The organism is Streptomyces sp. GSL17-111 (assembly GCF_037911585.1).
Classification (GTDB): Bacteria; Actinomycetota; Actinomycetes; order Streptomycetales; family Streptomycetaceae; genus Streptomyces.
Genome location: NZ_JBAJNS010000001.1, coordinates 1,787,619 through 1,802,878, shown reverse-complemented (window position 1 = coordinate 1,802,878; position 15,260 = coordinate 1,787,619). Strand labels below are relative to the sequence as shown.

At 74.4% G+C, this 15,260-nt stretch carries 17 protein-coding genes; 9 read left to right on the top strand and 8 right to left on the bottom strand.

The features are described from left to right. Window positions 1–89 precede the first annotated feature (89 nt). Window positions 90–866, top strand: coding sequence for a hypothetical protein (locus tag V6D49_RS07620; protein WP_340558233.1), 777 nt, complete (start codon window positions 90–92; stop codon window positions 864–866). Window positions 867–929: 63 nt separating this feature from the next. Here V6D49_RS07620 and V6D49_RS07615 read toward each other — a convergent pair whose 3' ends face one another. Further along, complete coding sequence (locus tag V6D49_RS07615) at window positions 930–1,481, bottom strand: hypothetical protein (protein WP_340558232.1); 552 nt, start codon at window positions 1,479–1,481, stop codon at window positions 930–932. A 116-nt stretch (window positions 1,482–1,597) separates the two neighbouring features. On the opposite strand from V6D49_RS07615, the gene V6D49_RS07610 reads away from it, so the two are divergent. Then, window positions 1,598–2,614 (top strand): DMT family transporter, encoded by a 1,017-nt coding sequence (locus V6D49_RS07610; protein ID WP_340563774.1) that lies wholly within the window; start codon window positions 1,598–1,600, stop codon window positions 2,612–2,614. Here V6D49_RS07610 and V6D49_RS07605 read toward each other — a convergent pair. After that, window positions 2,592–3,734, bottom strand: a complete 1,143-nt coding sequence (locus V6D49_RS07605; protein WP_340558231.1) for a magnesium and cobalt transport protein CorA — start codon at window positions 3,732–3,734, stop codon at window positions 2,592–2,594. The two genes, V6D49_RS07610 and V6D49_RS07605, sit on opposite strands and share 23 nt — an antisense overlap. Window positions 3,735–4,130: 396 nt before the next feature. Between V6D49_RS07605 and V6D49_RS07600 the strand changes: the two genes are divergently transcribed. The 4 genes from V6D49_RS07600 to V6D49_RS07585 all read left to right on the top strand — a co-directional run bounded on the left by V6D49_RS07600 (window position 4,131) and on the right by V6D49_RS07585 (window position 7,071). Beyond that, window positions 4,131–4,763, top strand: coding sequence for a suppressor of fused domain protein (locus tag V6D49_RS07600; RefSeq protein WP_340558229.1), 633 nt, complete (start codon window positions 4,131–4,133; stop codon window positions 4,761–4,763). Window positions 4,764–4,806: 43 nt separating this feature from the next. Continuing rightward, window positions 4,807–5,445 (top strand): DUF6758 family protein, encoded by a 639-nt coding sequence (locus tag V6D49_RS07595; protein ID WP_340558227.1) that lies wholly within the window; start codon window positions 4,807–4,809, stop codon window positions 5,443–5,445. Window positions 5,446–5,575: 130 nt separating this feature from the next. Then, window positions 5,576–6,421: a PHP domain-containing protein gene (locus tag V6D49_RS07590; RefSeq protein ID WP_340563771.1), complete on the top strand. Its 846-nt coding sequence runs from the start codon at window positions 5,576–5,578 to the stop codon at window positions 6,419–6,421. 47 nt (window positions 6,422–6,468) lie between these two features. Further along, entirely contained in the window at window positions 6,469–7,071 is a 603-nt protein-coding gene (locus V6D49_RS07585) for a MarC family protein (protein ID WP_340558225.1), read from the top strand. Here V6D49_RS07585 and V6D49_RS07580 read toward each other — a convergent pair. Next, window positions 7,040–7,915 (bottom strand): alpha/beta fold hydrolase, encoded by an 876-nt coding sequence (locus V6D49_RS07580; protein WP_340558223.1) that lies wholly within the window; start codon window positions 7,913–7,915, stop codon window positions 7,040–7,042. The two genes, V6D49_RS07585 and V6D49_RS07580, sit on opposite strands and share 32 nt — an antisense overlap. A gap of 115 nt (window positions 7,916–8,030) precedes the next feature. Further along, the gene (locus V6D49_RS07575; protein ID WP_340558221.1) at window positions 8,031–9,668 is read right to left on the bottom strand and encodes a DEAD/DEAH box helicase; all 1,638 of its coding nucleotides are present in this window, start codon (window positions 9,666–9,668) and stop codon (window positions 8,031–8,033) included. Window positions 9,669–10,052: 384 nt separating this feature from the next. Between V6D49_RS07575 and V6D49_RS07570 the strand changes: the two genes are divergently transcribed. Then, window positions 10,053–10,790, top strand: a complete 738-nt coding sequence (locus tag V6D49_RS07570) for a ferritin-like fold-containing protein (protein WP_340558220.1) — start codon at window positions 10,053–10,055, stop codon at window positions 10,788–10,790. 28 nt (window positions 10,791–10,818) lie between these two features. Here V6D49_RS07570 and V6D49_RS07565 read toward each other — a convergent pair whose 3' ends face one another. The 4 genes from V6D49_RS07565 to V6D49_RS07550 all read right to left on the bottom strand — a co-directional run bounded on the left by V6D49_RS07565 (window position 10,819) and on the right by V6D49_RS07550 (window position 12,738). Then, window positions 10,819–11,100, bottom strand: coding sequence for a hypothetical protein (locus V6D49_RS07565; protein WP_340558218.1), 282 nt, complete (start codon window positions 11,098–11,100; stop codon window positions 10,819–10,821). Window positions 11,101–11,292: 192 nt separating this feature from the next. Continuing rightward, the gene (locus V6D49_RS07560) at window positions 11,293–11,520 is read right to left on the bottom strand and encodes a DUF3107 domain-containing protein (protein WP_191211066.1); all 228 of its coding nucleotides are present in this window, start codon (window positions 11,518–11,520) and stop codon (window positions 11,293–11,295) included. A gap of 155 nt (window positions 11,521–11,675) precedes the next feature. After that, window positions 11,676–12,302 (bottom strand): TetR/AcrR family transcriptional regulator, encoded by a 627-nt coding sequence (locus V6D49_RS07555; protein ID WP_340558217.1) that lies wholly within the window; start codon window positions 12,300–12,302, stop codon window positions 11,676–11,678. 184 nt (window positions 12,303–12,486) lie between these two features. Further along, window positions 12,487–12,738, bottom strand: coding sequence for a hypothetical protein (locus V6D49_RS07550; RefSeq protein WP_340558216.1), 252 nt, complete (start codon window positions 12,736–12,738; stop codon window positions 12,487–12,489). Between the two features lie 204 nt (window positions 12,739–12,942). On the opposite strand from V6D49_RS07550, the gene V6D49_RS07545 reads away from it, so the two are divergent. Continuing rightward, window positions 12,943–13,935: an alpha/beta fold hydrolase gene (locus V6D49_RS07545; RefSeq protein WP_340558214.1), complete on the top strand. Its 993-nt coding sequence runs from the start codon at window positions 12,943–12,945 to the stop codon at window positions 13,933–13,935. Window positions 13,936–14,158: 223 nt separating this feature from the next. Further along, window positions 14,159–15,133: a DUF3152 domain-containing protein gene (locus tag V6D49_RS07540; RefSeq protein ID WP_340558212.1), complete on the top strand. Its 975-nt coding sequence runs from the start codon at window positions 14,159–14,161 to the stop codon at window positions 15,131–15,133. Window positions 15,134–15,260: the final 127 nt, after the last annotated feature.

The window sequence follows — 15,260 nt, the reverse complement described above, 5'->3', positions numbered from 1 at the left end:
GACCGCTGCCGGACCTTCACGGTCAGGTGCCCCGGGCGGAAGGGTAGGGTGCGGTTCCCCACGCCCACCGTCATCGGAGGAAGACCGCCGTGACCGCAGTACGTCCCGCAATGGCCCGGATCGGCAGAAGGGTTGTGCTGGGGGCCGTGGGGACGGGGCTTGTGGCGATGCTCACGGCCTGCGGCGGCGAGGACCCGGACGCGGGCACCAACGGCGTCGGGAAGTTGACCGCCGAGCAGGTCGAGGACAAGGCCCGGGCGGCGGCGGAGCGGGCCGACGCCGTGCGGCTCACCGGCACGCTGCTCAGCGAGGGCCGCACCTACCGGCTCGACATGCGGCTCACGGACGCCGGCGGCATAGGCGAGGTGTCCGCCAGGGGCGGCAGCCGCTTCGAGCTGCTGCGGGTCGAGAAGGACCTCTTCCTCAAAGCCGACGCCGACTTCTGGGCCCAGCAGGGGCAGGAGGGCGAGGAGCCCACCGAGAGCGACCGGGAGGCCGCGGGCAAGCTCGACGGCAAGTACGTGAAGGTGCCCCCGGGCGATCCGGCCTACGCGCAGCTCAGCGGCTTCACGGAGCTGGACGTCCTGCTGGAGGGCGTGCTCGCCATGGACGGGAAGCGGGAGACCGGCGAGCGCGGGGAGGTCGACGGCGTCCGCACGATCCGTGTCACGGCCGACGGCGGGGACGGCGGCATGATGGACGTCTCCCTCATCGGCACGCCGTACCCGCTGCGGCTGGAGCGGGCCGGGGACGCGGGCGTCATCACCATGTCCGACTGGGGCAAGGAGTTCTCCCTGCGCGCCCCGCAGGACGACCAGGTCGTCGACTACGGCAAGAAGATCACCGCGGAGGCGCCTCCGGAGTGACGCTCCGGTGCCGGACGCGAGCCGGGCCGGGGCGGGAGGCGTCCGGGAGGTGTGGGACGGGCGTCAGGCGCGGCGCTTCCCGCGCAGGAGCCGGGGGAGTGCCGCAGGAGCGGGTCGGCGCGTGGTCGCCGGAGTGGGCACGGGCGGGGCCGCCACGGCGGCGGACGGCATCGTGCCGGGCGCCTCCACCGGCTCCCCGGCGGGCGTCAGGCGCAGGACCCGGCACTCGCGGCCCCAGCGGTCGAGCAGGGCCTCGAAGTCCGGGGCGTTCAGCCGCTTGCCCTTCAGCTCCTCCGCCGTGGCCGTCCACGCCTCGCCGCCCGTTTCCAGCACCGTGACGCGGGCGGGCCAGACGACGAGCCGGCCGCCCTTGTCCTTGCTGCGGGCGCTGACCGTCGCGGCCGCGCCGTCCGTCAGGCCGAGGCCCTCCAGCGGCTGCTCGGCCGGGCCGTCCCCGACGAGGCAGACCGCGCCGTCGTGCCACACGTGCCACAGCGCGCGGGCCGGGCCGCCCTGCGGGCCGCGCACCCACACGAGGGCGGACTTCTTCGCGGCTTCCTCGATCAGAGCCCGCCCGAACAGGGCCCCGGACGCTCCGGGCGTGGTCTCGGTCATGGCCCGACCCTACCGTGCGGGCTTCGCCCGGCCGGGCCGCGCCGTAGGCTGGTCCGGTTGTCGTACAGCCGGTCGGGAGGAGCACGCACGTGGGCGCTCAGCGCGGGAAGGGCGAGGTGCCCACGGCCCGGTCCACCGGTGCCGGGCAGGGGCACGGCACGGACCTGTTCCTGCTCGCCGTGGCCGTCTCCGGCATCTCCCTGTCCGCGCCGCTCATCGCCGCCACGGCGGCGCCCGCACTCGCCATCGCGTTCTGGCGCAACGCCATGGCCGTCGGCGTGCTCACCCCGATCGCCCTCGCCCGGCACCGCGCCGAGCTGGCCGGGCTCAGCGGCCGGACCGTCCTGCTCGCGGGGGCGGCCGGTGCTCTGCTCGCCCTCCACTTCGCGCTGTGGCTGCCCAGCCTCAGCATGACGTCCGTCGCCTCCTCGACGGCCCTGGTGACGACCACTCCGATCTGGACGACGCTGCTGCTGCGGCTGCGCGGCCACCGGCAGCCGAGACCGGTGTGGGCGGGGACGGCGGTCGCGTTCGCGGGCGTGCTCCTGCTGACCGGCGTCGACCTGTCGCTCTCCCCGCGCGCGCTGGCCGGGGACGCCCTGGCCCTCGCCGGTGGCATGGCGGCGGCGGGGTACGTGCTGCTGGGCTCCGAGGTGCGCCGGACGGTCTCCACGACGGCGTACACGTTCGTCTGCTACACCACGACGGCCGTCCTGCTGCTGGTGGCGTGCCTGGTCGCGGGCGCGGACCTGGGCGCCGGGTACAGCGGCGAGACGTGGCTGAAACTCGTCGTCCTGACGGTGACCGCGCAGCTGCTCGGCCACTCCGTCCTCAACCGCGTCGTGCGCGGCCTGGGCCCGTCGGTGACGTCCACGGCGATCCTCCTGGAGACTCCGGGTGCGGCGCTGATCGCCGCGCTGTGGCTGGGCCAGACGCCGCCGGCCGTCGCCTACCCCGCGCTCGGCGTCATCCTGGCCGGGCTGCTGCTCGTGCTGCGCGCGCCGGGGCCCGCCGCGGCGGGCGGTCCGGAGGAGGCCGCCGTCACCGAAGCGGCCGACCCCGACCGTCCCGGCCCCGGGGGCGCGGACGACGCTCCCTCCGGAACGCCCCCTAGAGCCAGCCGTTCCGCTTGAAACCACGGTGCATGGCGACGCAGAAGGCCACGATGAGGAGCATGACGACCGGGTAGCCGTACTCCCAGTCCGTCTCGGGCATGTGGTCGAAGTTCATGCCGTACACCCCGGCGATCATCGTCGGCACCGCGAAGATGGCCGCCCAGGACGTGATCTTCCGCATGTCCTCGTTCTGCGCCACCGTGGCCTGCGCCAGGTTGGCCTGGAGGATGGAGTTGAGCAGGTCGTCGAAGGCGAGCACCTGCTCGTTGACGCGGGCCAGGTGGTCGGCGACGTCGCGGAAGTACGTCTGGATGTCCGGGTCGATGACGCGCATCGGCCGCTCGCTGAGCTGCTGCATGGGACGCAGCAGGGGTGACACGGCGCGCTTGAAGCCCAGCACCTCGCGCTTGAGCTGGTAGATGCGGCCGGCCTCCCCACCGGCCCGCTGCCCGTCCCGTCCGGCGCCGGACTGCGGGGAGAAGACGTCGATCTCCACGTCGTCGATCTCGTCCTGCACGGCGGCGGCGACGGCCAGGTAGCCGTCGACGGCCTGGTCGGCGATGGCGTGCAGGACGGAGGAGGGGCCCTTGGCCAGCAGCTCCGGTTCGTCCTCCAGCCGGTGCCGCAGCGCGCGCAGGGAGCCCTGAGCGCCGTGCCGCACGGTGATGATGTAGTCGGCGCCCGTGAAGCACATGACCTCGCCCGTCTCGACGACCTGGCTCCCGGCGGTGCGTTCGGCGTGCGCGCGGTAGTGGATGGTCTTGATGACCGTGAACAGCGAGTCGTCGTACCGCTCCAGCTTGGGCCGCTGGTGGGCGTGGACGGCGTCCTCCACGGCCAGCGGGTGCAGGCCGAACGCCCGCGCGATCCCGGCGAACTCCTCCTCGGTGGGCTCGTGCAGACCGATCCACACGAACCCGCGCGAGCCGTCGGGACGCACGCCTTCGCGGACGGCGGCCAGCGCCTCGTCCGGCGCGGGCCGCTCGGGGCTGCGGCGCCCGTCGCGGTAGACGGCGCAGTCGACCACCGCGCTCGACGGCGTGCCCGGGGAGCCCGGGTACGGGCCGCCGGCCGCGCCGCGACGGAAGGGCCGACGCGCGGGCCGGACGGCGGCACGCAGGTCACGGATCATCGACATGCTGGGCTCCTTCGCGGGGATGACGCGGAACGAGCCGCCAGCGGCGCTGTGGCGGGTGGGTCGCCGCACAGCACGCAGAGCCCCGGTGAAGGGCGGTCACGGACGCGCGGAGGGCGGGCGCACGGGAGCCGGGGAGCCTGGAGCCGAAAGGTGCGGACGGCGACGTCAGCAGGGCCGCTGCCGGACGGGGGTCGGGCTGCTACTGCACGGTCGGCTGGGATCCATGTCCGCCCCACCTCCTCCGGTCGGCTCCCCGGAGGGAGCGTCGGTATCCACCGCTGGCCACACACCTTGACAGGCGGGTCAACGGTAGCACCCGGCAGGCGCGTTCCTCCGGCCGCGCGGCCGAAAACCGGCGGCTCTTTGCCCTCCGCACAGCCCCCCTAAACTCCACGTATGACAGATCTTCTCGAACTGGTCGAGGCCCGCCTGCGTTCCGCGCTCGGCGCACCGGACGCCCGGGCCGCGGTCACCTTCCTCGGCACCGACCGGATCGAGGTCCTCCGCTTTGTCGACCCGGAGGGCGCGCCCGGCCCCGACGGCCCGGCCGACGGCGGAGCCGCCGGAGTGGTCCGCTACGTCACCCTCGGCATGTCCGCGGCCCCCATGAGCGACCCGACGGCCGCGCTCGCCGACCCCGAGCGCGGGCCGCGCTCCGAGCTGCTGCTCTCCGTGCGCCCCGGCGGTGCGGACACCGACAAGGTGCTCCGCCCGCTCGCCGTGCTCGCCGCCTCCCCCCAGGTGGAGGGCGTCGTCGTGGCCCCGGGGGCCTCGCTCGACGTCGGCGAGCCGCTGTGGCCGGGGGCGCCGTTCACCTCCGTCCTGGTGGCCGAGTCGGGCGGCATGGTCGAGGACCTGGAGCTCGACGCGCCCCGGGAGCCGGTCCGCTTCCTGCCGCTGCTGCCCATGACGCCGACCGAGGCGGCGTGGAAGCGGGTGCACGGGGCCCAGGCCCTCCAGGAGCGCTGGCTCTCCCACGGCACGGATCTGCGCGACCCCTTCCGGGCGGCGGTACCCCTGACCGGGTGATCGTCCTTGACGGAAGGCGACTCGGGGAGCACCGTGGATGCCCATGAGGGGCGAACCCAGTTGCCCGAAATGCGGTGGCCGGGTCAGGGCACCCGGTCTCTTCGCCGACACCTGGCAGTGCGACGTGCACGGCACCGTGCACCCGCTCCAGCCGGTGATCCCGCCCAGCGTGGACGCGCTCGGCGTGGTGGTGAACAGGACGCGGGTGCCGGTGTGGATGCCCTGGCCCCTCCCCGTCGGCTGGCTGTTCACCGGGGTCGCCAGCGCGGGTGACGACCGCAGCGGTGGCCGCGCGACGGCCGTCGCCTGCTCCGGCCCCTGCCCGCTGGGCGGTCCGGGTGAGCTCCTCCTGATCGCCGAGGAACTGGGCGTCGGCCTCGGTGCCCGGTACGCCGGCATTCCCGGGCCCGACCCCGGTCCGCACCTGACCGTCTCCGGGCCGCCGCAGGCCAAGGTCATGGCCGCCGGGCGGCCCACCCCGCTGTGGCACGTGGCGGGCACCCCGGCGGACCGCGCGGTGTTCGCCGGTGAGGCCTGCGGGCTGTGGCTGTGGGCCGTGGCCTGGCCCGACCAGTCCGGGCTGCTGCTCTACGACGAACTCGTCCTGACCGACCTGCGTCAGGCCGGGGCCGAGGTGGACCTCGTCCCCTGCGGCGCGCTGTCGCCGCGCATCCTCGGCTGAGCCGTCGCGCCCGCGGGCACCCGGGGCGTGGGCGCGGGGCCCCACGGCGCGGTCGGAGCGGCCGGAGGCCGCCGTTAGACTGGGGCCGCCCCGTGTCCCCCTGTCCCCGTCGAGCGTTCGGAGCGTGCCTGTGCGGATCGACCTGCACACCCACTCCACCGCCTCCGACGGCACCGACACCCCCGCGCAGCTCGTGCGGAACGCCGCCCGGGCCGGGCTGGACGTCGTCGCCCTCACCGACCACGACACCGTCGCCGGGTACGACGAGGCCGTCGCGGCCCTCCCCACCGGTCTGACGCTCGTCACGGGCGCGGAGCTGTCCTGCCGCCTGGGCGGGGTCAGCCTGCACATGCTGGCGTACCTCTTCGACCCGGACGAGCCGGAGCTGGCCCGCGAGCGCGAACTGGTCCGCGACGACCGGGTGCCGCGCGCCAAGGCCATGGTGGCGAAGCTCCAGGAGCTGGGTGCGCCCGTGACCTGGGAGCAGGTCGCCCGGATCGCGGGGGACGGCGCGGTGGGCCGCCCGCACATCGCCACGGCGATGGTCGAGTCGGGCGTCGTGCCGGACGTGTCCTCCGCCTTCACCGCGCAGTGGCTGGCCAACGACGGCCGCGCCCACGTCGACAAGCACGAGCTGGACCCCTTCGACGCCGTCCGGCTCATCAAGGGCGCCGGCGGCGTCGCCGTCTTCGCCCACCCGCTCGCCGTCAAACGCGGCGCGTGCGTGCCCGAGAGCGCCGTCGCGGAGCTCGCGGCCGCCGGGCTGGACGGCGTCGAGGCCGACCACATGGACCACGACCCCGCCACGCGGGCCCGCCTGCACGGCCTCGCCGCCGATCTCGGGTTGCTGGCCACCGGCTCCAGCGACTACCACGGCAGCCGCAAGACCTGTCGGCTCGGCGAGTACACGACGTCGCCCGACGTCTACGCCGAGATCGCCGCGCGGGGCTCCGGGGCCCGGCCGTACACGGCCTGAGCCCACCACCCCGACCCCGTCCTCCCCACCTCTCGCAAGGCACCACCGTGTTCGACGCCGCCGTCTTCGGCTCCCTGTTCCTCACCCTCTTCGTCATCATGGACCCGCCCGGCATCACACCGATCTTCCTCGCGCTCACCTCCGGGCGCCCGGTGAAGGTGCAGCGCCGGATGGCCTGGCAGGCGGCGGCCGTCGCCCTCGCGGTCATCACCGTCTTCGGCATCTTCGGCCGGCAGATCCTCGACTACCTGCACGTGTCGACCCCGGCGCTGATGATCGCCGGTGGCCTGCTGCTGCTCCTCGTCGCGCTGGACCTGCTGACCGGCAAGACCGACGAGCCGAAGCAGACCAAGGAGGTGAACGTCGCCCTCGTACCGCTGGGCATGCCGCTGCTGGCCGGCCCCGGTGCGATCGTCGCGGTGATCATCGCCGTGCAGCGGGCGGACGGCCTCGACGGCCAGGTGGCGGTCTGGAGCGCCATCGTCGCCATGCACGTCGTGCTGTGGCTGACGATGCGCTACTCGCTGGCCATCGTCCGGCTGATCAAGGAGGGCGGTGTCGTCCTGGTGACGCGGCTGTCGGGCATGCTGCTGTCGGCGATCGCCGTGCAGCAGATCATCAACGGCGTCCGGCAGGTCGTCGCGGGCTGACGTCCGCCCAGAAGGCCGCGAGGGCGGCGGCCGTCTCCTGCGGGCGCTCGGCGTTCGGGGAGTGCTCGGCGCCGTCGATCACCGTGTGCGGGGCACCCAGGCGGCGCGCCATGTCGGCCAGCAGCGGCACCGGCCAGGCGTAGTCCCGGGCACCGGAGACGACGTGCCGGGGCAGCGGCAGGGCCGCCAGCTCCGGGACGCGGTCGGGCTCGCCGAGCAGGATGTCGCCGGTGGCGATGAGCTGGGCGGGGGTGGTGGCCATCCAGCGCTTGCGCAGGAACGCGGTGACCTCGCGGGGTGTGCCGGCCCCGGCCGCCTCCGGCGGGTCGAGGGCCCGCATCCGCTCCCAGACCTCGGCCATGCTCAGCGTACGCAGCGCGTCCTGCAGCAGGCGGACCCGCTCCTGCTGGAGCGGGGAGGCGGCGGCGGGACCGCTGCTGAGCAGGGTGAGGGAGGCGAAGGGGGACGCGTCGCGCAGCACCGCCGCCCGGGCGACGAGCCCGCCGAGCGAGTGCCCGAGCAGGTGCACCCCTCCGGCGTCCAGCGCCTCGGCCTGGGCGAGGGCGTCCCGGGCCAGCTCCGGCAGGGCGTAGGCCGCCTCGTCCGCCGGGCCCTCGGTCTCGTACTGGCCCCGGCCGTCCACCGCGACGACGCGGAAGCCCGCGTCGGCCAGGGGGCCGAGGAGGGCGACGAAGTCCTCCTTGCTGCCGGTGAAGCCGGGCAGCAGCAGTGCGGTGCCGAGCCGGGGCCGGCCGCACTCGTGGACGGCGAACGCACCGCGGGCGGTGACGAGCCGGCGGGCGCGGGCTCCGGACGGCAGCGTGAGGAAGGGCGGCTTGCTCATGCCCCGACGCTAACGGCCCGCCGTACCGGCCCGTCCGCCGCCCCGGTACGGGAGAGCGCCGGACGGCCGGGGCCGTCCGGCGCTCACAGGCCGGTGCGGTGGTGCGGGCGGGGCGTCAGTCCGTCGACTGCTCGGCCGAGGCCGAGGCCGAGGCCGAACGGGTGCGGCGGCGACGGCGACGCGGCTTGCGCGCCCCGCCGTCCTCCCCCGAGGCGGCCGGGGCCGCAGCGGCCGGGGCGCCCGAGGACGCCGCCTCACCGGCGGGCGTCGCGGCGGCCGCGCCGTCCAGGGTGAGGCCGCCACGGGTCCGTCGGCGCTGGCGCGGAGTGCGGCTGCGCTGCGGACGCTCCTCGGCGGGAGCCGTACGGGCCTGCCCCCGGCCGCGACGGCCGCCGCCGGGCTCGCCCAGGTCCTCGACCTCCTCGGCCGCGAGACCGGCCCGCGTGCGCTCGGCGCGCGGCAGCACGCCCTTGGTGCCCTCGGGGATGCCCAGCAGCTCGTACAGGTGCGGCGAGGTGGAGTACGTCTCCTCGGGGTCGGGGAACGCCAGACCCAGCGCCTTGTTGATGAGCTGCCAGCGGGGGATGTCGTCCCAGTCGACGAGGGTCACGGCCGTGCCGGACGCGCCCGCCCGGCCGGTGCGGCCGATCCGGTGCAGGTACGTCTTCTCGTCCTCGGGCGTCTGGTAGTTGATGACGTGCGTCACGCCCTCGACGTCGATGCCGCGCGCGGCGACGTCGGTGCAGACGAGGACGTCGACCTTGCCGTTGCGGAAGGCGCGCAGCGCCTGCTCACGGGCGCCCTGGCCGAGGTCGCCGTGGACGGCGCCGGAGGCGAAGCCGCGTCGGCTCAGCTGCTCGGCGATGTCGGCGGCGGTGCGCTTGGTGCGGCAGAAGACCATCGCCAGCCCGCGGCCCTCGGCCTGCAGGATGCGGGAGACCATCTCCGGCTTGTCCATGGAGTGCGCGCGGAAGACGTGCTGCGTGGTGTTGGCCACCGTCGCGCCCTCGTCGTCCGGCGAGGTGGCGCTGATGTGCGTGGGCTGCGACATGTAGCGGCGGGCCAGCGAGATGACCTGGCCGGGCATCGTCGCGGAGAAGAGCATCGTCTGCCGCTTCGCCGGAAGCTGCTGGATGATCTTCTCGACGTCGGGCAGGAAGCCCAGGTCGAGCATCTCGTCGGCCTCGTCCAGGACGAGGGCCCGGATGTGCTTCAGGTCCAGCTTGCGCTGGCCGGCCAGGTCGAGCAGCCGGCCCGGCGTGCCGACGACGACGTCGACGCCCTTGCGCAGCGCCTCGACCTGCGGCTCGTAGGCCCGGCCGCCGTAGATGGCCAGGACCCGCACGTCGCGGGCCTTGCCGGCGGTGAGCAGGTCGTTGGTCACCTGCTGGCACAGCTCACGGGTCGGGACGACCACGAGCGCCTGCGGGGCGTCGGTGAGCTGCTCGGGCGTGGCGCGGCCGGCCTCGACGTCGGCGGGGACGGTCACGGTCTCCAGGACCGGGAGCCCGAAGCCGAGCGTCTTGCCGGTGCCGGTCTTGGCCTGGCCGATGACGTCGCCGCCGCCGAGGGCGACGGGGAGCGTCATCTCCTGGATGGGGAAGGCGGTGACGATGCCGACGGCCTCAAGGGCCTCGGCGGTCTCGGGGAGGATTCCGAGTTCGCGGAAAGTCGTGGTGGACAGGAGCTTGCCTCTTCCATGAGACGCGACACAAGGCGGCGAGGCGGGTCGTACCACGTCCGCGTCGTTCATCGCGCGCGGCGCAGGACCACTAGCTCTCGCTCAAGCGCTCATCTCGCGCGAGCGGCCCCTCACAGTGCGGAGGGCGGTCTGGTCGGAGCCGATCGTGCTACCGACCGGGCATCCGCTTCCGGGAGGCTTCCCGGTGTGGGTGCTGCATACCGTGCCGCACGCCGCCTGGAACGCGGCACGCGACCTTTTGTACATGTGTCGTGCAGTCTCGCATGCACAGGCGCTCATGCACAGGCCCGCCGGTTGTCCGTCGGGCTCTATATCACTGTACCGCGAAACCGCGCAGGTGTACCGGGCGCAATCCCCGGCCCGGGGGGACGCCTCCCCCCGGGGGATGCGCCCTGACCGCTTCCGCACCAGGTGAGGACGGCTATTGTGCCCCGCATGGGAACGTCTGAGACCTCCGCCACCTCGCCGCAGCCCGAGTCCGGAACCGCAGCCCGGGACTGGGCGCGGGCGTCCGCCGACCCGCAGTACCGGGCGGCGGTCGTCGACCTGCTCGGAGCCCTCGCCTACGGAGAGCTGGCCGCCTTCGAGCGGCTCGCGGAGGACGCCAAGCTGGCCCCCACCCTGACCGACAAGGGCGAGCTCGCCGCGATGGCCGCGGCGGAGTTCCACCACTTCGACACGCTGCGGGAGCGGCTCCTCCACATCGACGTCGACCCGACGGAGGCGATGCGGCCGTTCGTGGCCTCGCTGGACGAGTTCCACCGCCAGACCGCGCCCTCGGACTGGCTGGAGGGCCTGATCAAGGCGTACGTCGGCGACTCCATCGCCTCGGACTTCTACCGCGAGGTCGCGGTACGGCTGGACACCGACACCCGGGACCTGGTGCTCGGCGTGCTGGACGACACCGGGCACTCCAGCTTCGCCGTGGACCGCGTGCGGGCGGCGATCGAGGCCGACCCCCGGGTGGGCGGACGGCTCGCCCTGTGGGCCCGGAGGCTGATGGGCGAGGCGCTCTCCCAGGCCCAGCGGGTCGTGGCCGAGCGGGACGCGCTGTCGACGATGCTGGTGGGCGGTGCCGCTGCGGGCTTCGACCTGGCGGAGGTCGGGCGGATGTTCTCCCGCATCACCGAGGCGCACACCAAGCGCATGGCCGCTCTCGGCCTCGCCGCGTAGACCGCGTGACCGGCGCCCGACCGACGGCCTACCGCTGGTGGCCGCCCAGGGACGGGCGCGAGTAGACGCGCCGCTGGCCGTCCAGCAGCAGGGACACCAGAGCGGCGGCCACCCCCGCGCCGAGCAGGAGCGAGACCGTCAGGTGCCCCGGGCCGACGACCGCACGGGTGACCAGGCCGCCCACGGCGGCCGCCACGATGCCGGTGGCTAATACCAGGGGTGCGTTCGCGAAGCGGCGGGGGAAGCCGCGCAACGCGGCGCAGGCCACGACGAGACCGAGGAGTGCGGAGCCGAGCGCTTCCCCGAGCATGGGCACCTCCGAGCCGGCGGGATGGGACGGGACCGTTCCGCTCTTACTCTTCCTTCCCGGGAGACACGGCAAACGGCGGTCGGGAGGAGTTCCTCCCGACCGCCGTCCGCTGCGCTCGTGCGCCGTGGATGCGCCCTGGTCGTGCGGGGACCGCGCCGTTCGAGCACCGCTCGTGCGGCGCTCTCGAACGGCTCAGACGGTGCCGAAGCCCACGCGGCGGGCCGTCGGGTCGCCGATGTCCACGTAGGCGAGCCGGTCCGAGGGGACGAGCACCTTGCGGCCGTGCTCGTCCTCCAGGCTCAGGAGCCCCGACTTGCCGGCCAGGGCGTCGGCCACGGTGCTCTCGATGTCCTCCGCGCTCTGCCGGCTCTCCAGGGTGATCTCGCGAGGCGTGTGCAGCACGCCGATCCTGACCTCCACGCTATGTCCCTTCGACCCTTCCGACACGCTCACTTGCTGCGCGGACGACCGCGCACTGTGTGCTCACCCTAGCCCGGCCCGGCGCCCGGCATCCTCCGGCCCGCAACGCCCGCAGCGAACACGCGGAACTGAGAGCGAGGGCCGGGCCGTCGCTGTCAGTCCTGCATCGGGAAGCCGGCGATGCCGCGCCAGGCGAGGGAGGAGATCAGGGAAGCGGCGGCGTCCTTGGGGATGGGCTGCCCCGCCCCGAGCCAGTACCGCGCGGTGATCTGGGCCATGCCGCACAGCCCGACCGCCAGCAGCATCGCCTGGTCCCGCGGCTGCTTGGTGTCCTCGGCGATGACGGCGCTGACCGCCTCCGCGCACTCCAGGCTCACCCGGTCGACCCGCTCGCGCACCGCCGGCTCGTTCGTCAGGTCCGACTCGAAGACGAGACGGAACGCCCCGCCCTCGTTCTCCACGAACGTGAAGTAGGCGTCCATCGTGGCCGCCACCCGGTGCTTGTTGTCGGTCGTGGACCCCAGCGCGTCGCGCACGGCCTGGAGCAGCGCCTCGCAGTGCTGGTCGAGCAGCGCCATGTAGAGGTCCAGCTTGCCGGGGAAGTGCTGGTAGAGCACCGGCTTGCTGACCCCGGCCCGGTCGGCGATGTCGTCCATCGCGGCGGCGTGGTAGCCCTGCGCCACGAACACTTCCTGCGCGGCACCCAGCAGCTGGTTGCGCCGCGCCCGCCGCGGCAGGCGCGTGCCCCGCGGGCGTGCCTCGGTCTGCTCCATGGCTGTCACGCCGCCTCCCTGGATCGTTCCGGACGCGAAGATGCGCCGCATCCGTCATCGTACTTTCGGGTAACCGGGACGCGCGCGTCGCGGGCGCACATTTTCACTTTCTGGACACGGCGCGCCCGACTAGCGCAGGGTATGTCCTGATTCGGGAGGTCGAGGGCGGGAAGGCCCGGCCTGCCCGCGTCCGTCACCGGTAGTCGTCCTCGTCGAGCTCGACGACGCGGGCCTGCTCGGCGGCGTCGGCGGGGTTCACGTCGTCGGGGATCGGCGCGGCGGAGGGGCCGTCCTGGGGCTCGCGGACCTCGGTGCGCTGCTCGGCCGCGTCGGCCTCGGGCGTCTCGGTACCGGGCTCGTCCGTCGTGGGGCGGATGTCGTCGTCGTTCACGGTGTCCTCGAAGGTCTCCGGTTCGATGGGATCTGCTGGGGGATCTACTGGCACAACGCCACCCCTTTATCCCGGCGCGTTTACCCCGGCGCGGGCTTCCCACACGAGCCTAGGCCGAGGAGGATGACGGCGCGAGGCGGCCCCGTCAGTGGTGCCGTCGGGGCCGAGGGGCCGCACGGGGCGCCCGTGGCCCGCCATGGGGAACCTGTGACTCCGAACACGTGATCGCGCGCGTGATCGAGTCGTAACATGCCTTGCATGGTTTCTCCCGACCAGCCGCACGTACGGACCGCCGCACAGCACCGCGAGCCGTCGGCTCCCGCGGCCGGCGGCTCACCGGGGCGGCCACCGCGGACCGTCTCCCTGCCCGGACTCACGCTCGCGGTGCGTTCGACGCCCGGGCCGGCCCGCGCGGACGCGCCCCCCGCCCTCTTCGTCCACGGCCTCGGCGGTTCCTCGCTGAACTGGACGGCGCTCATGGCGGAGCTGGCCGGGGACGTCCGGGGTGACGCCGTCGACCTGCCGGGCTTCGGCTGGTCGCCGCCGCCCGAGGACAAGCGCTACTCCGTGGCCGCCCACGCCCGCGCCGTCGTCCGCTATCTCGACGCCGCCGGGCACGGCCCGGTGCACCTCTTCGGCAACTCCCTCGGTGGCGCCGTCACCACGCGCGTCGCCGCCGCCCGTCCCGACCTGGTCCGCACCCTGACCCTCGTCTCCCCGGCCCTGCCGGAGCTGCGGCCGCAGCGCAGCGCGCTGCCGACGGCGCTGCTGGCGCTGCCGGGCGTCGTCCAGGGATACCGCCGGCTCTCGCGCGGCATGACCGCCGAGCAGCGCACGCGGGCGCTGCTGAACCTCTGTTACGGCGATCCCGCCCGGGCCACGGAGGAGCACCTCGCCGAGGCCGCCGCCGAGTTCGAGCGGCGGCTGCGGTTGCCGCACTTCTGGGACAGCCTGGCCCGTTCGGCGCGCGGCGTCGTCGACGCCTACACTCTCGGCGGTCAGCACTCGCTCTGGCGCCAGGCCGAACGCGTCCTCGCCCCCACCCTGCTGGTCTACGGCGGGCGGGACCGGCTGGTCTCCTTCCGCATGGCCCGCAAGGCGAACCGCGCCTTCCGGGACTCCCGGCTGGTGACCATGCCCAGCGCCGGGCACGTGGCGATGATGGAGTACCCCCAGGAGGTGGCCGCGGCCGTCCGCCGGTTCCTGGCCGAGACGCGTGACGGCAGCACGACCGAGCCGGACAGGAGCTGAACGCCGCGTGGGACGACACAGCCGCCCCCGTCGCGCCCGAGGGACGACGGCCGACTCCCCACCCACGCCGTCCGCCCCCGCATCCCTGCCCGGTCCCCGCCCACCGGCCGAGGGGTCCGGGTCGGCGGAGCGGCCCGCCGGTCCGCCCGACCCGGAGCGGTCCGCTGGTCCGCCCGACCCCGCGCCGGCCCGGCCGACGGTCCCCGGGCCCCGGTCGGAGTACGTGGCGGCCTTCGACACCCCGGGCGGCGCCGCGGCCGAGGAGCGGGACGAGCCGGCGGCCCCCCGCCCGGCCACCGCTTCCCCCGAGGGCGCTTCGCCCGCAACCGGCTCCCCCGCTGATCCGCCGGCCCCCGGCGGCGAGCGCTCCGGCACCGGTGCGGCCGGTGCCCCCGGCGGCACCGGACGGCTGCGGATGTTCACCGGCCTGTGCGCGGCGGCCGTCACCGCCGCCACGACCCTCCTCGTCCTGGGCCAGGACGGCACGGTGGGGGAGAGCGTCACCCAGGCGGCGGACGGTGGGGAGCGCGCCGGAGAACCGGGCGCGGAGCAGGACGGGCCCGGCACGGACGCCCCCACCGACGCGCCGCCGGAGCCGACGTACGAGGAGCGGCTCGCCACGGCGACGCCCGTCGACCCGGACCTGACCGGCCCGGGCAGCTTCACCGTCGTGCCCGGTACGGACCCGGGCGCGGGCCGCGGCACGGAGCTGACCTACCGGGTGGAGGTGGAGGACGACCTCGGCCTGGACCCGGAGCTGTTCGCCCGCGCCGTCCACAGCACCCTGACCGACGAGCGCAGTTGGAGCCACGAGGGCCGCTACAGCTTCGAGCGGGTCGCCGAGGGCGAGGCCGACTTCGTCATGACGCTGGCCAGCCCCGGGACGACGGCCGAGTGGTGTGCCAAGTCGGGGCTGGACACGACGGTCGACAACGTCTCGTGTGACTCGGCGTCCACGGAACGCATCATGATCAACGCCTACCGCTGGGGCGAGGGATCGCCCACCTACGGCCCCGATCTCCTCCGCGAGTACCGGGAGATGCTCATCAACCACGAGGTCGGGCACCGGCTCGGGCTCGGCCACGTGGGCTGCGAGAAGGACGGCGACCTCGCTCCGGTGATGATGCAGCAGACGAAGACGCTCAGTTCGGGCTCGGCGACCTGCCGTCCCAACGCCTGGCCCCACCCGGAGGGTTGAGGCCGTCGTCGGCCGGGCTCCGCCCCGGGGCCGGGGCCGCGTCACCGGCGCGCGTTGACCAGACCGCCTTATCAGGGACCGAACGTCCGCACCGGCGGAAGGTCACGGTAGTTCACCCCTTCCAGTG